The 14,159-nt window shown below is 64.3% G+C and carries 16 protein-coding genes and 1 tRNA gene; 7 read left to right on the top strand and 10 right to left on the bottom strand.

The window, feature by feature from the left end; translation table 11 throughout:
* Window positions 1–91: 91 nt before the first annotated feature.
* Entirely contained in the window at window positions 92–871 is a 780-nt protein-coding gene (locus GJ631_RS05260) for a hypothetical protein (protein ID WP_156708137.1), read from the bottom strand.
* Between the two features lie 175 nt (window positions 872–1,046).
* Between GJ631_RS05260 and GJ631_RS05255 the strand changes: the two genes are divergently transcribed.
* On the top strand, window positions 1,047–3,152 hold the full coding sequence (locus GJ631_RS05255; RefSeq protein WP_156708136.1) for a thioredoxin domain-containing protein: 2,106 nt from the start codon (window positions 1,047–1,049) through the stop codon (window positions 3,150–3,152).
* A gap of 18 nt (window positions 3,153–3,170) precedes the next feature.
* Here GJ631_RS05255 and GJ631_RS05250 read toward each other — a convergent pair whose 3' ends face one another.
* Complete coding sequence (locus GJ631_RS05250; RefSeq protein WP_156708135.1) at window positions 3,171–3,542, bottom strand: thioredoxin family protein; 372 nt, start codon at window positions 3,540–3,542, stop codon at window positions 3,171–3,173.
* A 113-nt stretch (window positions 3,543–3,655) separates the two neighbouring features.
* The gene (locus GJ631_RS05245) at window positions 3,656–5,131 is read right to left on the bottom strand and encodes an HTTM domain-containing protein (RefSeq protein ID WP_156708134.1); all 1,476 of its coding nucleotides are present in this window, start codon (window positions 5,129–5,131) and stop codon (window positions 3,656–3,658) included.
* 110 nt (window positions 5,132–5,241) lie between these two features.
* Here GJ631_RS05245 and GJ631_RS05240 point away from each other — a divergent pair, with 110 nt between their 5' ends.
* Window positions 5,242–6,222: a PLP-dependent cysteine synthase family protein gene (locus GJ631_RS05240; RefSeq protein WP_156708133.1), complete on the top strand. Its 981-nt coding sequence runs from the start codon at window positions 5,242–5,244 to the stop codon at window positions 6,220–6,222.
* On the opposite strand, the gene GJ631_RS05235 is transcribed toward GJ631_RS05240, so the two are convergent.
* The 5 genes from GJ631_RS05235 to cyaB all read right to left on the bottom strand — a co-directional run bounded on the left by GJ631_RS05235 (window position 6,219) and on the right by cyaB (window position 10,036).
* A complete protein-coding gene (locus GJ631_RS05235) occupies window positions 6,219–7,082 on the bottom strand; it encodes an alpha/beta fold hydrolase (protein ID WP_156708132.1) in 864 nt (287 codons plus the stop codon). The two genes, GJ631_RS05240 and GJ631_RS05235, sit on opposite strands and share 4 nt — an antisense overlap.
* 36 nt (window positions 7,083–7,118) lie before the next feature.
* Window positions 7,119–7,571 (bottom strand): DUF5804 family protein, encoded by a 453-nt coding sequence (locus GJ631_RS05230; RefSeq protein ID WP_156708131.1) that lies wholly within the window; start codon window positions 7,569–7,571, stop codon window positions 7,119–7,121.
* Between the two features lie 64 nt (window positions 7,572–7,635).
* Window positions 7,636–8,184: a hypothetical protein gene (locus GJ631_RS05225; protein WP_156708130.1), complete on the bottom strand. Its 549-nt coding sequence runs from the start codon at window positions 8,182–8,184 to the stop codon at window positions 7,636–7,638.
* 40 nt (window positions 8,185–8,224) lie between these two features.
* On the bottom strand, window positions 8,225–9,430 hold the full coding sequence (locus GJ631_RS05220) for a methionine adenosyltransferase (protein ID WP_156708129.1): 1,206 nt from the start codon (window positions 9,428–9,430) through the stop codon (window positions 8,225–8,227).
* Window positions 9,431–9,502: 72 nt separating this feature from the next.
* Window positions 9,503–10,036 carry a class IV adenylate cyclase gene (gene cyaB, locus GJ631_RS05215; RefSeq protein WP_156708128.1) on the bottom strand — a complete coding sequence of 178 codons (534 nt, stop codon included), beginning with the start codon at window positions 10,034–10,036 and terminating at the stop codon, window positions 9,503–9,505.
* A gap of 93 nt (window positions 10,037–10,129) precedes the next feature.
* Here cyaB and GJ631_RS05210 point away from each other — a divergent pair, with 93 nt between their 5' ends.
* Both GJ631_RS05210 and GJ631_RS05205 read left to right on the top strand, forming a co-directional pair.
* Window positions 10,130–11,113: a peptidylprolyl isomerase gene (locus tag GJ631_RS05210; RefSeq protein WP_156708127.1), complete on the top strand. Its 984-nt coding sequence runs from the start codon at window positions 10,130–10,132 to the stop codon at window positions 11,111–11,113.
* A gap of 237 nt (window positions 11,114–11,350) precedes the next feature.
* Window positions 11,351–11,896 carry a hypothetical protein gene (locus tag GJ631_RS05205; protein ID WP_156708126.1) on the top strand — a complete coding sequence of 182 codons (546 nt, stop codon included), beginning with the start codon at window positions 11,351–11,353 and terminating at the stop codon, window positions 11,894–11,896.
* 63 nt (window positions 11,897–11,959) lie between these two features.
* Here GJ631_RS05205 and GJ631_RS05200 read toward each other — a convergent pair whose 3' ends face one another.
* Entirely contained in the window at window positions 11,960–12,175 is a 216-nt protein-coding gene (locus tag GJ631_RS05200; RefSeq protein WP_156708125.1) for a hypothetical protein, read from the bottom strand.
* Window positions 12,176–12,234: 59 nt separating this feature from the next.
* Here GJ631_RS05200 and GJ631_RS05195 point away from each other — a divergent pair, with 59 nt between their 5' ends.
* The 3 genes from GJ631_RS05195 to GJ631_RS05185 all read left to right on the top strand — a co-directional run bounded on the left by GJ631_RS05195 (window position 12,235) and on the right by GJ631_RS05185 (window position 13,631).
* On the top strand, window positions 12,235–12,957 hold the full coding sequence (locus tag GJ631_RS05195) for a hypothetical protein (RefSeq protein ID WP_156708124.1): 723 nt from the start codon (window positions 12,235–12,237) through the stop codon (window positions 12,955–12,957).
* Window positions 12,958–13,026: 69 nt separating this feature from the next.
* Window positions 13,027–13,440: a group I intron-associated PD-(D/E)XK endonuclease gene (locus tag GJ631_RS05190; protein ID WP_156708123.1), complete on the top strand. Its 414-nt coding sequence runs from the start codon at window positions 13,027–13,029 to the stop codon at window positions 13,438–13,440.
* A 107-nt stretch (window positions 13,441–13,547) separates the two neighbouring features.
* Window positions 13,548–13,631 (top strand) — tRNA-Ser (locus GJ631_RS05185).
* Window positions 13,632–13,645: 14 nt separating this feature from the next.
* On the opposite strand, the gene GJ631_RS05180 is transcribed toward GJ631_RS05185, so the two are convergent.
* On the bottom strand, window positions 13,646–14,077 hold the full coding sequence (locus GJ631_RS05180; RefSeq protein WP_156708122.1) for a hypothetical protein: 432 nt from the start codon (window positions 14,075–14,077) through the stop codon (window positions 13,646–13,648).
* Window positions 14,078–14,159 lie beyond the last annotated feature (82 nt).

Below are 14,159 nucleotides of genomic sequence, written 5' to 3'. Positions count from 1 at the left end.
CGACGAACTATGCATAAACGTGCGCATCCGACGGCCGCGTGGCGGCTTCGCCGCCACGGTATTCGGTTGCGCGCTTCGCACGCAACCCTACTCAGACGTTCTCGTCGAACTGGTAGGCGGCGCCGACCGTCCAGAAGAAGTCGTGGTCGCCGTTTCGGCTCTCCTCGAGGACGCCGTTGAGCGACTGGACGCCGTCGACGCTGCCGGTCCACTCGGCGCTGAACGCGCCGTTTTGGCTGCGGTCGCTGTTCGTCTCGAGGTTCTCGGTCGTCTCGTTGAGCGGGAACGTCGCAGACGGCGCCCCGCCGAGGGAGACCGTTGCCTCACCACCGCTTCGGGAGAACTGCGCGCTGTCGGCCACCGTTCCGTCTCGGAGTTCGACGTTCGCCGAGAGCATCGCCAAATCGATGTCGCGTACCAGCCGCTCGTCGGCGGCATCGGCGGCGACCCACAGCCAGTAGCGATAGCGGTTCTCGCCGATTTCGTAGGCCGACACCGATGCGTCGACGTACAGAAGCGGCGCGTCAGGGTCGACATCGTCGGGGTTCAGACTCGACTCGCTGCCACCGGGGTCGGCGGGCGTCTCCCGGGAGAGCGCCAGTCGCTGGACGTAGGCGGTATCCAGTGTATCCGGTGTTTCGCTTTCGATGCCCCAGACGCCGCTGTCGCCGTAGCGGTCGGACATCGAATCGACGTAATCGCCGAACCCGGCGCCGTCGAGTTCAGCACCGACGCCCGGGTTCAACGCCCACGTCGTCGACGTCTCGACTCTGGTCTCGCGGCGCGTCACGCGCTGCTCGATACAGCCGGCGAGGCCGGCCGCCAGCAACCCACCGCCGGCACGGAGGGCGTCCCTACGAGAGAGCTTCATATCGCCCACGACAGGCCGGTGACTCAAATAACCCGCTAATCGCTCGCGACTCCGCTCGTCGCCGCTCGCATCGAGACTCCTCGCTCCGCTCGACCGTCCTCGCATCGAGACCCCTCGCTCCGCTCGGCGTCTCGCAAGCCACGCCGTTTACTACCGTGGCGACCCGACTCCCGGTATGGACAACCGCCTCGACGAGGCGTCTTCGCCGTATCTCAAACAGCACGCCGACAATCCCGTCGCATGGCAACAGTGGGACGAGGAGGCCCTCGCACTCGCCGAGGAGCGCGACGTGCCGATATTCCTCTCTATCGGCTACGCCGCCTGCCACTGGTGTCACGTCATGGAAGACGAGAGCTTCTCGGACCCCGACATCGCCGAGCAACTCAACGAGAACTTCGTCCCCATCAAGGTCGACCGCGAGGAGCGCCCCGACGTGGACTCGGTGTACATGACCGTCTGTCAGTTGGTTCGCGGCAACGGCGGCTGGCCGCTGTCAGTGTGGCTGACGCCCGAGGGCAAACCCTTCCACGTGGGGACGTACTTCCCACCCGAGCAGAAGCAGGGGACCCCCGCCTTCGGGCAGGTGCTGGACGGCATCGCCGAGTCCTGGAACGACCCCGAGGAGCGCGAGAAAATCGAGGGCCGCGCCGAGCAGTGGACCGACGCCGTTTCGGGCGAACTGGAGGAGACCCCCGAAACGCCCGGGGAGACACCGGACGCCGAGTTCGTCGACTCGGCCGCCAGCGCGGCCGTCCGCGGCGCCGACCGCGAACACGGCGGCTGGGGTCGCGGACAGAAGTTCCCCCAACCCGGCCGAGTCCACCTGCTCTTGCGAGGCTTCGACCGAACCGGACGCAACGAATACCGTGAGGTGGCGACGGAGGCACTGGATGCGATGGTCTCCGGCGGCCTCTACGACCACGTCGGCGGCGGGTTCCACCGGTACTGCGTCGACCGCGAGTGGACCGTCCCGCACTTCGAGAAGATGCTGTACGACAACGCGGAGATTCCGCGGGCACTGCTGGCCGGCTACCAACTGACCGGCACCGAACGCTACGCCGAGGCCGTCCGGGGGACATTCACGTTCGTCCAGCGGGAACTCACCCACCCCGACGGTGGCTTCTACTCGACGCTCGACGCCGAAAGCGAGGACGAAGACGGCGAGCGCGAGGAGGGCGTCTTCTACGTCTGGACGCCCGAGTCGGTCGACGAGGCAATCGAGGACGACACCGACGCCGCAATCTTCCGAGACCGCTACGGCGTCACCGAGGCGGGGAACTTCGAGCACGGGGCGACCGTCCTCACCGAATCGGCGTCCATCGAGGAGTTGGCAGAACGCCACGAGCGGACGCCGGGTGAGATACGCGACCGACTCGAACGGGCCCGCAAACAGGCCTTCGACGCCCGGAGCGAGCGCCCGCGCCCGCCGCGCGACGAGAAGGTACTCGCCGGCTGGAACGGCCTGATGATTTCGGCGTTCGCGGAGGGTGCTTTGACCCTCGACAGCGAGTACGCGGCCGCGGCCGAAGACGCGCTGACCTTCTGTATGGACCGGCTGTGGGACACAGAAGAGCGCCGACTGAACCGCCGACTGAAGGACGACGACGTGGGGATTCAAGGCTACCTCGAAGACTACGCCTTCCTCGGCCGCGGCGCACTCGACACGTATCAGGCCACGGGCGACGTGGCGTACCTGCGCTTCGCACTGGAACTCGGCCGTGTCATCCGAGATGCGTTCTACGACGACGAGGAGAGGACGCTGTACTTTACGCCGGTCGACGGCGAGTCGCTAGTCGCCCGGCCGCAGGAACTCACCGACACGTCGACGCCGTCCTCGAGCGGCGTCGCCGTCCAGTTGCTCACCAACCTCGCCCACGTCGCCCCCGAGGAGGGGTTCCAGGAAATCGCCGAAACCGTCCTCGAGACCCACGCCTCGAAACTGGACTCGGACCCGCTATCACACGCCTCACTCGCGCTCGCGGCCGACGACCGCGCGGTCGGGGCCCTGGAGTTGACCGTCGCCGCGGACCACCTGCCCGAGTCGTGGCGAACGTCGCTGTCTGAGCGATATCTCCCGACGCGATTCCTCACCGTCCGGCCGCCCGCAGAGGACGGTGTCGAGCAATGGGTCGACACGCTCGGACTCGAAGAAGTGCCGCCCATCTGGGCCAACCGCGAGGCCCGCGACGGCGAACCCACCGTCTACGCCTGTCGGTCGTTCACCTGCTCGCCGCCACAACACGACATGGACGCGGCGCTGGAGTGGGCGGAAGACCTCTGACGGAACAATCGACCGCGGTTATGCCAACTGCTCTGCGAGATAGACGGCAATCGGCACGTCCTCGTCTTCGACGAAACGGGCGAGCTCTTCTCCCGTCCCGACGTCTTCCACGACGACGGTCGGAATCAACTCGATGCCGTACTCCTCGACCTCCGGGCCGGTTTTGCTCCCGTCGTCTTCCTTCTCGACGGGGTAGTGTTCGACGTTCTCGACGCCGGCGGCCTCGAGTGCCGCGCCGAAATCGGGCAGTTGCGAGCGGCAGTCCTTACACCAGTCGCCGCCCCACACCTTCACCACGATGTCGTCGGCTAGTGCCTCGAAGGTCGCGACCGCATCGTCGTAGGAGTCGGCGTCCCACACCGGGTTCGGCCGCATCGTTTCCAGTTCCATATCTATCGATTCGTCGCACGCTTCTTAAGGGACGCGCTCCCCGGTCCTGCCGGCGTCAGCGCCGTCGAATCACTCCTCTTCGACACCCCTCGAAACTCCGCTTCAAACCGTCGTCACCGGCCGACAGCGGGACAGTCGTAGGTCCCCAAGTGGACGTACTCGGTCGGGTTGGGGCCGTCGAGTCGAACCTCCTCGCGGACGAAGCCGACGGTAACTGATTCGACTGGGCCATCCGTGCTTCGACAGAGATAGGCGGCGAACGCCCGGCGTTCCGTCTCGCCGCCGCCGCGGACCTCCGAGAGGTACTTTCGCCATCTGGTGTTGGGGTACGTCGCGGCCACGTCCGGCGGCCGGTCCAATCCGGTGTCGGCGTGGGGGTAGGCGTCGACCGTCTCGCCCGATTCGAGGTCGGCGTCGGCGACGAACCACCCGTCGGTCGTCGGCGGGTCCGGCGCGAACAGCTTCCAACTGTGGTCTTCGGGGTCGACCGGGGAGTCGTTCGGTACCGAGAGGTAGCCGACCGCCGCGGCTTGCCACAGCAGTCCGACGACGAGTATCGTCGCCGTCGCAGCGGGGGCGATGCGATGGCCAAAGCGTCGAACCGACACCGGGAGCGACGGTCCGAAGGGAATCCTCGGGTGACCTTCCGCGGTCGTCAGTCGCCCCTCCAGTTGCCTCACCGCACCCGAGAGCAGTCGCTCGATGCGGTCCCAGACAGCCGGTGGCAGGAACACGAGCAGGCAGGCCACCATGACGTGTGGGAACAGCCCCAACTCCATCGTGAGGAACATTCCGACGTGGGCCGCGAGGAACGCAGCGGTGAGCGCCGTCCGAGCGCGGCCGACCAAAACGACGAGCAGCGGCGCGGCGACGAGTAGGCCGAACCACGCCCAGTTGACCGCGACGAGCAACGGCTCGATACCGGCGAAGAAATCGCCGAGTCGAACGGTAAAGCGGTCCAGGGCGAAGACGTACCGAACGGCCGTCCCCTCCATCCACAGCGACCCCCGGAGCTTGAAAATCGCGTTCGTCGTGTAAATCAACAGGACCTGTGAGAGCAGTGCGGCGGTCCCGAAGCCGACGACGAACTGCCGAGTGGTTCCCGACCTGCGGCCGAGGGCGTCCAGCGACCACCGCTCGCCGAGGGGGAGAAACAGGCCGACGAACAGCGCGACCAACAGAACGGTGTCGCCGCCGTTGAGGACGAGGTAGTTCCGCAGTTGTAGCGACGCCAGGAGTAGCCACGAGACGGTCGCAACGAACCGCGTTCGGTAGCCGACTACGAGCAGGACTGCGAAGACACCGGCGACGGCGAACAGGGCAGCCTGTACCCACAGCTCCCCCGAGAGACCGTGCAGTGACAGTTCCGAGAGCGTCGGATACAGCGCCGCGTTGGTCGTCCGCGGGAGGACGCCCGAGTCGGTGTAGAACGCCCGCAAATCGCCAGCTCGGAGCAGTAAATCGTAGCCGAGGAGACACCCCAGCGCGATTCGAAACGCCGCGAGGCCGCGGGCGTCGATGCCGAGTCGACGCTCCAGCGCCGGCCGAACCGCTCCGAGCGTTCGCGGAACCGGTAGCCCCGACGCCATTCGTTGCTGGGGGATTCACCCGGCGGCCGATAGCTCTTGTGCTGTCGCCGTCGACGGCAGTCCCTCCCGCGTTCAGGGAGGTTTTATACCGCGACGGTCAATCGCCGGCTATGAAACGGGGCATTCTCGGTACGGTCGGGTCGCCGCTGGTGCAGGTCGAGTCGCCGCCGGGGTCGGTCATCGCGGCGAAAATCGAATCGAAGAATCCCGGTGGCTCCGCGAAGGACCGCCCGGCGCTGGCGATGGTCGAAGCCGCCGAAGCCGCCGGTGAGTTGACTCCGGGTGACCGCATCGTCGAACCGACCTCGGGCAACACGGGTATCGGGCTCTCGATGGTCGCCGCGGCGAAGGGCTACGACATCACGGTCGTGATGCCCGCCTCGAAGTCCCCGGAGCGCCGCGCCATCATGAACGCCTACGGCGCCGATTTGGAGCTGGTCGACGGGACCATCTCCGAAGCCAAGGACCGCGCCGACGAACTCGAAGCCGAAGGGATGGTTCAGGTTCGACAGTTCGAGAACCCCGCCAACCCGGAGTCCCACTACCGGACGACGGGCGCCGAAATCATCGAACAGGTCGGCGATCGAACCGTCGACGCCCTCGTCGCCGGCATCGGTACCGGCGGCACCATCACGGGCACCGCCCGCCGACTCAAGGAGGCGTTCCCCGAGATGGAGGTCGTCGGCGTCGAACCCGATGACAACGCCGTCCTCTCGGGCGGCGAACCGGGCGACGACGACTTCCAGGGGATGGGTCCCGGCTTCGTCAGTCCGAACCTCGACCGTGACCTCCTCGACAGCGTCGAGACGGTCGACATCGAATCGGCCGAAGCCGAGTGTCGCCGCCTCGCCCGCGAAGAGGGCATTCTCGTCGGGCAATCGTCGGGCGGGAGCCTGTTGGCTGCAAAGCGGGTCGCCGAGCGATTGGCCGAAGACCGCGGCGTCGAGTCCTGTCCCGGCCCGGACAACGAGGTCGGCATCCTCGAAGACGACCCTACCGACCCCGAACCGATTCCCGACGACTGCCCGCTCGTCGTCACCGTCTTCTGGGACTCCGGGGAGCGCTACATGTCGACCGGAATGTTCGATTAGCCCCGCTGAAGCCACGCGTCCAGTCGTGCGACGAACGCCTCGGGGTGTTCCCGCGGCGGCCAGTGGCCGCAGTCGGCGAGCGTGAACAGGTCAGCGACGGGCGCGGCATCGGCCGCCGCCTTCGACTGTTCGAGGGGAATGAGGTCGTCGTCCTCGCCGTGGACGAAAAGCGTCGGGACCGGCAATTCGGACATCCGGTCGGCGTAGTTCGTCCGGAGGCCACGCCAGCCGACCTCCGCACGCTGGAAGCGTCGGTAGGCGTCGCCGGCATTCGGTCGTTGAACCTCTCGAACCGCGTCGTCGACGAACTCCTCGTCGAGGTTCGCCGGATTCACGAGGTTCTCGATGGAGGCTCTCGTCACGCGGCGGCTTCGCTTCATCGCCCACCACGTCGCCTCCAGTAGCTTCGGCGCCTTGACGTAGGCCGCACCGAGTTTACCGCCCGGAACCTCGCCACCGAGGCCGTAGCTGTCGACGAGGCAGAGCCGAGAGACCCGTGCCGGTCGGTCGAGCGTGTAGCCGAGGGCGATGCCGCCCCCTTTCGAGATGCCGACGAGCGTCACCTCGAGGAGCTCGAGTTCCGAGAGGACGGCACCCAGTACGTCGACGTAGTAGTCGACGTGTGGGGTTTTCGTCTCTGGGACCGGGTCGCTGTCGCCGTACCCGGGCCAGTCGAGCGCGTAGACGCGGTGGGTCTCCGAAAGCGCCGGGAACGCTTTTTTCCAAGAGACGCCGGTGGCGTCCATCCCGCCGCCGTGCAGCAACAGTATCGGGCGTCCCTCGTCGGGGCCGGCCACGTACACGCGAACGTCCGTTCCGTCCACGGAGATATCTCGCGTCGTCGCGTCGAGTTCGCTCATACCGTCCCGTTGGGGGCCGGCGTGAAATACCGTCGGCTACGCGCCGAACTCGTCTTCGGTGACGCGAACGACGAGCGTGTCGTCGACCTCGTGGAGGTCGTACTCCGGCAGTTCGTGGCCGGTTCGGGTGACGAACATCGGTTCGAGTAACTCGCCGTCGCTGACGCCGAACACCTTCAGGAAGCGTTCGGATTCATCGGCCGCAACGTCGTTGTCCCGGATGGCCGCCGCAAGGTCGCGGGAGAGCCACTCTTCGTCGCTGACCGAGGGTTCGAGGACCAGCGATTCGTCGGCGAAACGGACGAGATACCAGTTGAGGTCGTTCAACAGGGCGACGGCCGCACCGAGAGAGACGGTCTCCAAGGCGACGGTGTTTCGATACGGCTCCCGAAGGTCGTAGGTCGCGAGTGCGTTGCGGGCAGTCTCGCGGCTGACGAGTTCGTAGCGCAACTCCACGTCCTCGCTGCCGACCAGACACACCCGCGTCATGGGTTTTCATTCGGGAGGCATCAAAAAGCGGTTTCGGACCGACGCTTGGCCGGTTCGGAGGCGGTCAGCAGTCGTAGGACCGCGACCCCTCTTGGACAGTCACGTTTCGAGTGGCGCGTGTGACCCGTGAGCCATCGATTCGGACGCGAACCTGAACCGTCTCGGTGTCACCGACCGAGAGCGTCTCGTCGTCCTCGAGAATCCAGAACACGTCCATCGTCTCTCGGCCCGGTCCCTCGACCGTCGCTGTCGTCGTCTCGTCGGTGTGGGCGAGGCTCACCTCGACTGTCGCCGAGCGCTCGGCGGCGTATCCACGGCCGGAGTCGGGCGGTATCTCGACGACCACGTCGCCGAGAACGCTGATGGAGTCGCCCGGCGTTCCGCTCGCCATGCACGTCTGTACGGTCCCGTTTTCGCCGTCGGGGAACGACAGCTCTTCGTTCAACGCCACCGTGAGGTCGACTTCCTCGACGGTGACGTTCTCGTCCGTTCCGTCGTCGACGGCACCACCGAACACCACGAGCGTGCCGACGCTCAGCGTCGTCAGGACGACGAAGACGGCGATAGTCGCCGGGGAGGGCGGCCAATCGAGCAGCCAGGGCAGCAGGTTCACGCCACGAACTAACGAGAGGACCTATACAATTCTTCTGTGCTCAGAAGGTCGTCAGTTCCCCGTCGATGACGCGTTTCGTAATCGAGGTGACGTTCGCCAACTCGCGGTCGATGATGGCTTCGACCTCGTCTTCGATGTCGCCGACCTCGACTCCGTCTTCGGTGACGAGGCTCGCGTCGGCGACGTGGGGTTTGTCGATGGGCTGGCCGATTTGACTGAGCAGACGGATACGAATCTCGCGGATGCCGGAGACCTCCTCGACGACCGATTCCGCGATGTCCGTCGAGAGCAGGTTGTAAATCTTCCCGATGTGGTTGACGGGGTTCTTTCCGGAGGTGGCCTCCATCGACATCGACCGATTGGGCGTGATGAGGCCGTTGGCGCGGTTGCCGCGGCCGACGGAGCCATCGTCGCCCTGTTCGGCGGAGGTGCCCGTCGTCGTCAGGTAGATGGAGCCTTCCTCGTAGTCGTCGGCAGTGTTGACGTGGACGTTCACCTCGCGGTCGGTGTACTCCTCGGCGAGGTCGGTGACGAACTCGCGGATGCCACCGACGGCGTCGTCGTAGTCGTCCAATCCTTCGATGTATTGGTCGACCATCGCGGCGGCGACGGTCACGTCGATTTCGTCGCCCTCGCGTTTGCCCATCACCTTGATGTCCGTGCCGACTTCGGGATTGTCGACGCTGTACCTGCCGTTGAGTTGCCGCTCAGCCTCGAGAACGATGTTCTCGGTCTCGGTCAGCGGTGCATGGCCGACACCGAAGGAGGTGTCGTTGGCCATCGGTACCTGTTGGCCCTCCTCACCGAACACTTCCTGGAGGTCCCCGGAGCCCTCGCCCAACTTCACGTCGACGATGATTTCCGTTCCGAAATCGACCAGCGGGAAGTGCTTCTCGAAGTACTCACGAGCAGCACGGAGCGCAATCGTCTCGGTCGGGATTCGCGTCCCTTGATACTCTTTCGTTGCACGGCCGGTGATGAGGAGATAGATGGGTTCGATGACTTCACCGCCCTCGAAGGCGGGCGCGGAGGTGCCGGCGACCAGTTGCGTCTCGTCGGTGTTGTAGTGGAGGACTTTTCCGACGCGGTCGATGTACGCCGACGCAAGCGCCTGTGAGACGTGTTCTGCGATGCCGTCACAGATGGAGTCGGGATGTCCCAACCCCTTTCGCTCGACGATTTCGACCTCTTGGTCCTCGACCGCGCGGCCGACGACCGGCTCGACGCGGATGTTTCGCTCGCTCATTACCCGCAGTAGCTCTCGGGCGGTTCTATAACTTACGGAAACCAAACGCGGTTGATAGATTACCGCGGAGCATTACTCGTCGTCGAGCAGCAGGCCGAGATACGACGTTCGAATCTGGTCTGCGGCGTCGAGACCCAACTCCGAGAGCAGCTCCTCAGCACCCTCTCGGGCCGGTTCGACGGTTTCGGCTTCGGTCTCGACTTCGACGTACTCGTCGAGTCCGACGACCGAATCGAGCGTCACGGTGTACTCGCCGTAGGCGAACCGTTCGCGGCGCTTCTCGACGGTCGCAGCGGGGACGAACCCCAGCGACTCGACGATTTCGGCCATCGTTTCGCCGTCGGCGACGCCGGTCTCCAGTTCCTCGCGGGTCTTCGAGGCCGTCTCGACGAGCGGCCCCTTGTAGGTGACCCGGCTCTCAGTCTCCCCGTCGTGTGTCTCCCGGCGGATGCGGAACGCCTCGTCGGTTTCGGCGAACTCCCGAACCGGGTGGTCGTAGTAGGTGTCGGCCTGTTCGACCGTCCCAAGCGGCTCGGCGCCAAGCTCTGAGAGTCGCTCGCGGACGGGAGCGTGCTCGGCTCGGACCTTCAGTTCGACTTCGTACATGGACTTTGGGTGTCTCGGCGTCGACTAAAGCACCTCGGCTCCGGGCGGACGGGAAACGTGATTGTTAAGGGTGCGACGGCTGACGTAGCGAGTATGAGCGACGAACCCGATGAGGTCGAGGAGACCGACACCGAGGCCGAAGCGGCCGAGGAAGAAGTAACAGACACCGAGACCGAGGAGCAGGAAGAAGTGGAAGCCGAAGGGCTGCAGGACGGCGACTTCATCCGACTGGCCTACACCGCCCGCACCGTCGAAGACGACAACCTCGTCGACACGACCGACGAGGAAGTCGCAGAAGAGGAGGGTGTCGGCGACCAGGGCACCTTCGAACCGCGCGTCATCGTCCTCGGTGAGGGCCACCTCTTCCCGCAGGTCGAAGACGACATTCGGGGCAAGGAGGTCGGCGACGAGGGCAGCGTCGTCGTCGCCGGCGAGGACGCCTTCGGCGAGTACGACGAAGAGCAGGTCCGCACCGTCTCGGCCGACAAAATCGGCGAGGACGACCGCTATCCTGGTGCTCGTATCCAGATTGACGGCGAGCAGGGCGTTCTCGAGACCATCATCGGCGGCCGCGCACGCGTCGACTTCAACCACCCGCTGGCCGGCGAGGACATCGAGTACGACTACGAAATCCTCGAAGAGGTCGACGGCGACCTCGAACAGGCCAAGGGCCTGCTCGGTATGTTCCTCGACCTCGACCTCGAGATGTGGGTCGAAACCGACGAGGTCGAAGAGACCCGCGTCGAAGAGCCGGAAGAGGACGACGAGGATGCCGAACCCGAGACCGTCACCGAGACCGTCGAGAAGCGCACCCTCTACGTCGAGTCGACGCCCCAGCTCTCGATGAACCAGCAGTGGATGATGCAGAAACAGCAAATCGCACAACAGGTCATCGACCTCACCGACATCGACCGCATCCTCATCCAGGAAATCCTCGACGGCGGCGGCATGGGGATGGGCATGGGCGGTATGATGGGCGGTATGGGCGGCGGCGGTGGCGTCCCCGACGACGTCGACATCGAGGAGGCCCTCGAAGAGGCCGACATCGACGCCGACGAAATCGCCGACGAACTGTAATCTCAGTTTAGCCCACCCCAGCGATTCGGAACTGGCCTATTGCGGTCCATCCCGTACTCGTTGGAGAAGCACTTACTGTTCGGTAGCGACCGGAAAACGTAGCGCAAAGAAGCGATTTCTACCGCATCGGCCGAGTGAACAGCAGTTCTCGGTTCCTGAGGATAAGTACGAACTAACTAAGATTTCGCGTGATAGAGTGTAACACACTGCCCGAGAAGGCAGGGAACGTGAGGAACAATGGACCCCGAACATCGACCGTTTCAACGGCGAACAGTGTTAAAAACAATCGGCGCGGGTGCTGTTAGCAGTGTTGCTCTGAGCGGGGCGGTCGCGGCACACAGAGGCGGGGTAAGCCGGGAACTGGCCGAGGTACGTTCGACAACGGCGGAGTACAACAACCCAGTCAACGCGGAAGCAGACGGGTACGAAGGCGAAGACCAGGCAGTCTGTGGGATGGGTTATCACTACGTGAATTTCGACCTCGTAAGTGACGGGGGGCCGGAAAAGCTCCGACCAGAGGGGATGGTGTACGGCGAGACCGACGGCGGTAACCTCGTTCTCGGGGCCGTAGAATACATCGTACCGAAGGCAGGCTCTTACGAGGCGGACCCTCCATCGGGGCTGTTCGACCATGCCGACCCCGAATGGGATATCCTCGACCTTGGGGAGATGCCGCTTCTATGGACGCTCCACGCCTGGGTACACACCCACAACCCGGACGGCGTGTTCCATCATACGAATCCGCGAAAGCAGTTCCACCCCGAGGACTGCGATTCTCACTAACGATTACGAACCTATATTTTTGACAGCCTCAACCGGCCGTACCCAACGTTGGCCCAGAGACGCCTACCAGTAAGAATCGGGGTTGCTGAGCCATTGGCGGTTCCGCGCACCGACGACGACCATCCCGATGACGGCGACGGCGACGAGTGCAACCGTGGCGATAGCGGCGATGGCGAACTCACTGGCGAACGTCGAGCGGAGCAGTTCTACGACCGCGCCGATGGCCAACAGCGCGACCAGTGCGGCGAGTGCGAACGACAGCGGTTTCGTCGATTCCATACCCGACACTGCGAGCGCCGGATTATAAAACTCAAGACCTTCCCGCGAGTGGTGTCGGTATGACCACGACCGCCGTCCTCGTTGACCCGCCACGAGCGGGCGAAGTTCTCGACCGACTCGTCGAAACGTCGCCGCTCTCAGAGAGCGAGGCGGCCGACCTCTACGCCGCGATGACGAAAGACGTCGTCTCGGCCGTCGACAAAAGCGGCGGGCCGCTGTTGGTGAACTACCGCTCCGAGGACGCCGAAGCCGAAATCCGTGACCTCCTCGACGGCGTCGTCGACCCCAACGCCGACGACGTTCGCTTCGAGGTGCAGGTCGGCGAGACCTTCTCCGGACGAGCCGGCAACACCGCGACGCACCTCCTCGAGACCGAAGACGAGGGCTCGGTCGCAATCACGCGCCCCGAGGCCGCCTTCCTCGCCCGCACCGAAATCGACGGATCGGCGATGAAACTCCGCAGCAGCGAGGTCGTCCTCGGCCCCGCACCGGGCGGCCGAGTGTACTTCGCGGCGTTCAAAGACACCATCGACTACGCCGATTCCTTCGCCGCGCCGGCCGTCGAGACGCTCACCGACCGCGGCCTCGACGCCGGCTACGAGGTGGACTTTCTCGAACGTAAACCGGTCGTCGAAACCGGCGCCGACCTCGCAGAAGCGGTTACGACCGTCCGAACTCGCCGGAAGGCCGACCGCATCGTCCCGCGACACCTCGCGGAGTGGATTGCGGATTCGGACCTCGCAGTCGAAGCCGACGCCGACGGCCTGACGCTCGTCCGGTGACCGATATTAGGAATTATTTTCTGAACTTTTGAATACGGTAAAGAGCCTGCTCAACTATCACGGAAATCGATGAACACAAAAGAGCGAGGCGACCTCACGGAAGTAATTGCTGTCGCAGAGTTGAAGCGGTACGGATACACTGTCTCCACACCAGTTGGTGAGACGGCCCGCTACGACCTTCTATTGGATACTGGGGCTGAGATTCTTCGTATCCAGTGTAAGACAGGATGGATAAGAGATGAGGAGTGCTTAGTTTTCAAGGCGTGTAGCACAGAGTACAATGCATCGGGGCATCACGCGAACCGGAGTTACGAGGGTGAAGTCGACGCGTTTCTGGTCCGAAATCCAGACGAAGATGGATTATTTTTTGTTCCAGTATCTGACGCTCCATCTCGAGAAATGACGCTACGGCTGAATGGTGGAGCCCATCCCCAACAGAACGCCGCATCGGAGTATCGACTTGATGAGAGACTACCGTTTTAATGTTCTATAGAGGCTCGATACTGAGCAAATGACGCCTCACCAGGGGTAATACTTCCCGACCGAGTAGACCGACAGGTCTTACAATCAGCCACCAGTAGCACCTGTACGGTGGGATGGCAGAGTGGACTATTGCGCCGGTCTTGAGAACCGGTCCCCGAGAGGGCTCCTGGGTTCGAATCCCAGTCCCACCGCTCGTGTTTTCAGCCTACTCCTCGACACACGGCTGTCGGGCGTAGGCCGTTACCCGGTCGTCGAGGTTGATGACGAACGTCACTCGGACACAGGTGGCGCCGGCTTCGGTGACGTTCAGTTCCGCCGGCGTGGCTCGGAGCCACTCGCCGTCCTCGACCCGGAATCCGAATCGATACTGTCCCTGCTGTTCGGGAAAGTCGTCGAACGTTAGCGCCGTCGGCTGAGAGTCCGATTCCGTGCCGGATATCTCGCGTGAGCGGTCGAGTATTCGGTCGCCGTCGTACTCGATTTCTAGCTCGAAGGGGCACGCCTGCGAACGCCGATTGAGAACGTAGACGTGTGTCACCGCCGCGGCAACTCCCTCTTCATCGCCCGGGAGCGTACATCCAGCGACGGAAGCCACGGCAGTTCCGGCAGCGACACGCAGAACGTCGCGTCGACGCATCGTCGGCCGTTGTCAACGAGACGAAATAGGCGCTTTGGAAACGCCCGTCGCCGAAGCGAAGCGAGCAAACGATTCCCTCGCC

This window comes from Natronomonas sp. CBA1123, from assembly GCF_009741925.1.
Classification (GTDB): Archaea; Halobacteriota; Halobacteria; order Halobacteriales; family Haloarculaceae; genus Natronomonas.
The sequence above is the reverse complement of the archived record's forward strand: the minus strand, read 5'-3'. Positions and strand labels throughout refer to the sequence as shown.

What these genes read in the sequence shown, in the direction of transcription:
- GJ631_RS05255 (WP_156708136.1), top strand. Translation starts at nt 1,047, where the DNA reads ATGGACAACCGCCTCGACGAGGCGTCTTCGCCGTATCTCAAACAGCAC.
- GJ631_RS05240 (WP_156708133.1), top strand. Translation starts at nt 5,242, where the DNA reads ATGAAACGGGGCATTCTCGGTACGGTCGGGTCGCCGCTGGTGCAGGTC.
- GJ631_RS05235 (WP_156708132.1), bottom strand. Translation starts at nt 7,082, where the DNA reads ATGAGCGAACTCGACGCGACGACGCGAGATATCTCCGTGGACGGAACG.
- GJ631_RS05230 (WP_156708131.1), bottom strand. Translation starts at nt 7,571, where the DNA reads ATGACGCGGGTGTGTCTGGTCGGCAGCGAGGACGTGGAGTTGCGCTAC.
- GJ631_RS05190 (WP_156708123.1), top strand. Translation starts at nt 13,027, where the DNA reads ATGAACACAAAAGAGCGAGGCGACCTCACGGAAGTAATTGCTGTCGCA.
- GJ631_RS05210 (WP_156708127.1), top strand. Translation starts at nt 10,130, where the DNA reads ATGAGCGACGAACCCGATGAGGTCGAGGAGACCGACACCGAGGCCGAA.
- GJ631_RS05260 (WP_156708137.1), bottom strand. Translation starts at nt 871, where the DNA reads ATGAAGCTCTCTCGTAGGGACGCCCTCCGTGCCGGCGGTGGGTTGCTG.
- GJ631_RS05245 (WP_156708134.1), bottom strand. Translation starts at nt 5,131, where the DNA reads ATGGCGTCGGGGCTACCGGTTCCGCGAACGCTCGGAGCGGTTCGGCCG.
- GJ631_RS05250 (WP_156708135.1), bottom strand. Translation starts at nt 3,542, where the DNA reads ATGGAACTGGAAACGATGCGGCCGAACCCGGTGTGGGACGCCGACTCC.
- GJ631_RS05220 (WP_156708129.1), bottom strand. Translation starts at nt 9,430, where the DNA reads ATGAGCGAGCGAAACATCCGCGTCGAGCCGGTCGTCGGCCGCGCGGTC.
- GJ631_RS05205 (WP_156708126.1), top strand. Translation starts at nt 11,351, where the DNA reads ATGGACCCCGAACATCGACCGTTTCAACGGCGAACAGTGTTAAAAACA.
- GJ631_RS05180 (WP_156708122.1), bottom strand. Translation starts at nt 14,077, where the DNA reads ATGCGTCGACGCGACGTTCTGCGTGTCGCTGCCGGAACTGCCGTGGCT.
- cyaB (WP_156708128.1), bottom strand. Translation starts at nt 10,036, where the DNA reads ATGTACGAAGTCGAACTGAAGGTCCGAGCCGAGCACGCTCCCGTCCGC.
- GJ631_RS05200 (WP_156708125.1), bottom strand. Translation starts at nt 12,175, where the DNA reads ATGGAATCGACGAAACCGCTGTCGTTCGCACTCGCCGCACTGGTCGCG.
- GJ631_RS05195 (WP_156708124.1), top strand. Translation starts at nt 12,235, where the DNA reads ATGACCACGACCGCCGTCCTCGTTGACCCGCCACGAGCGGGCGAAGTT.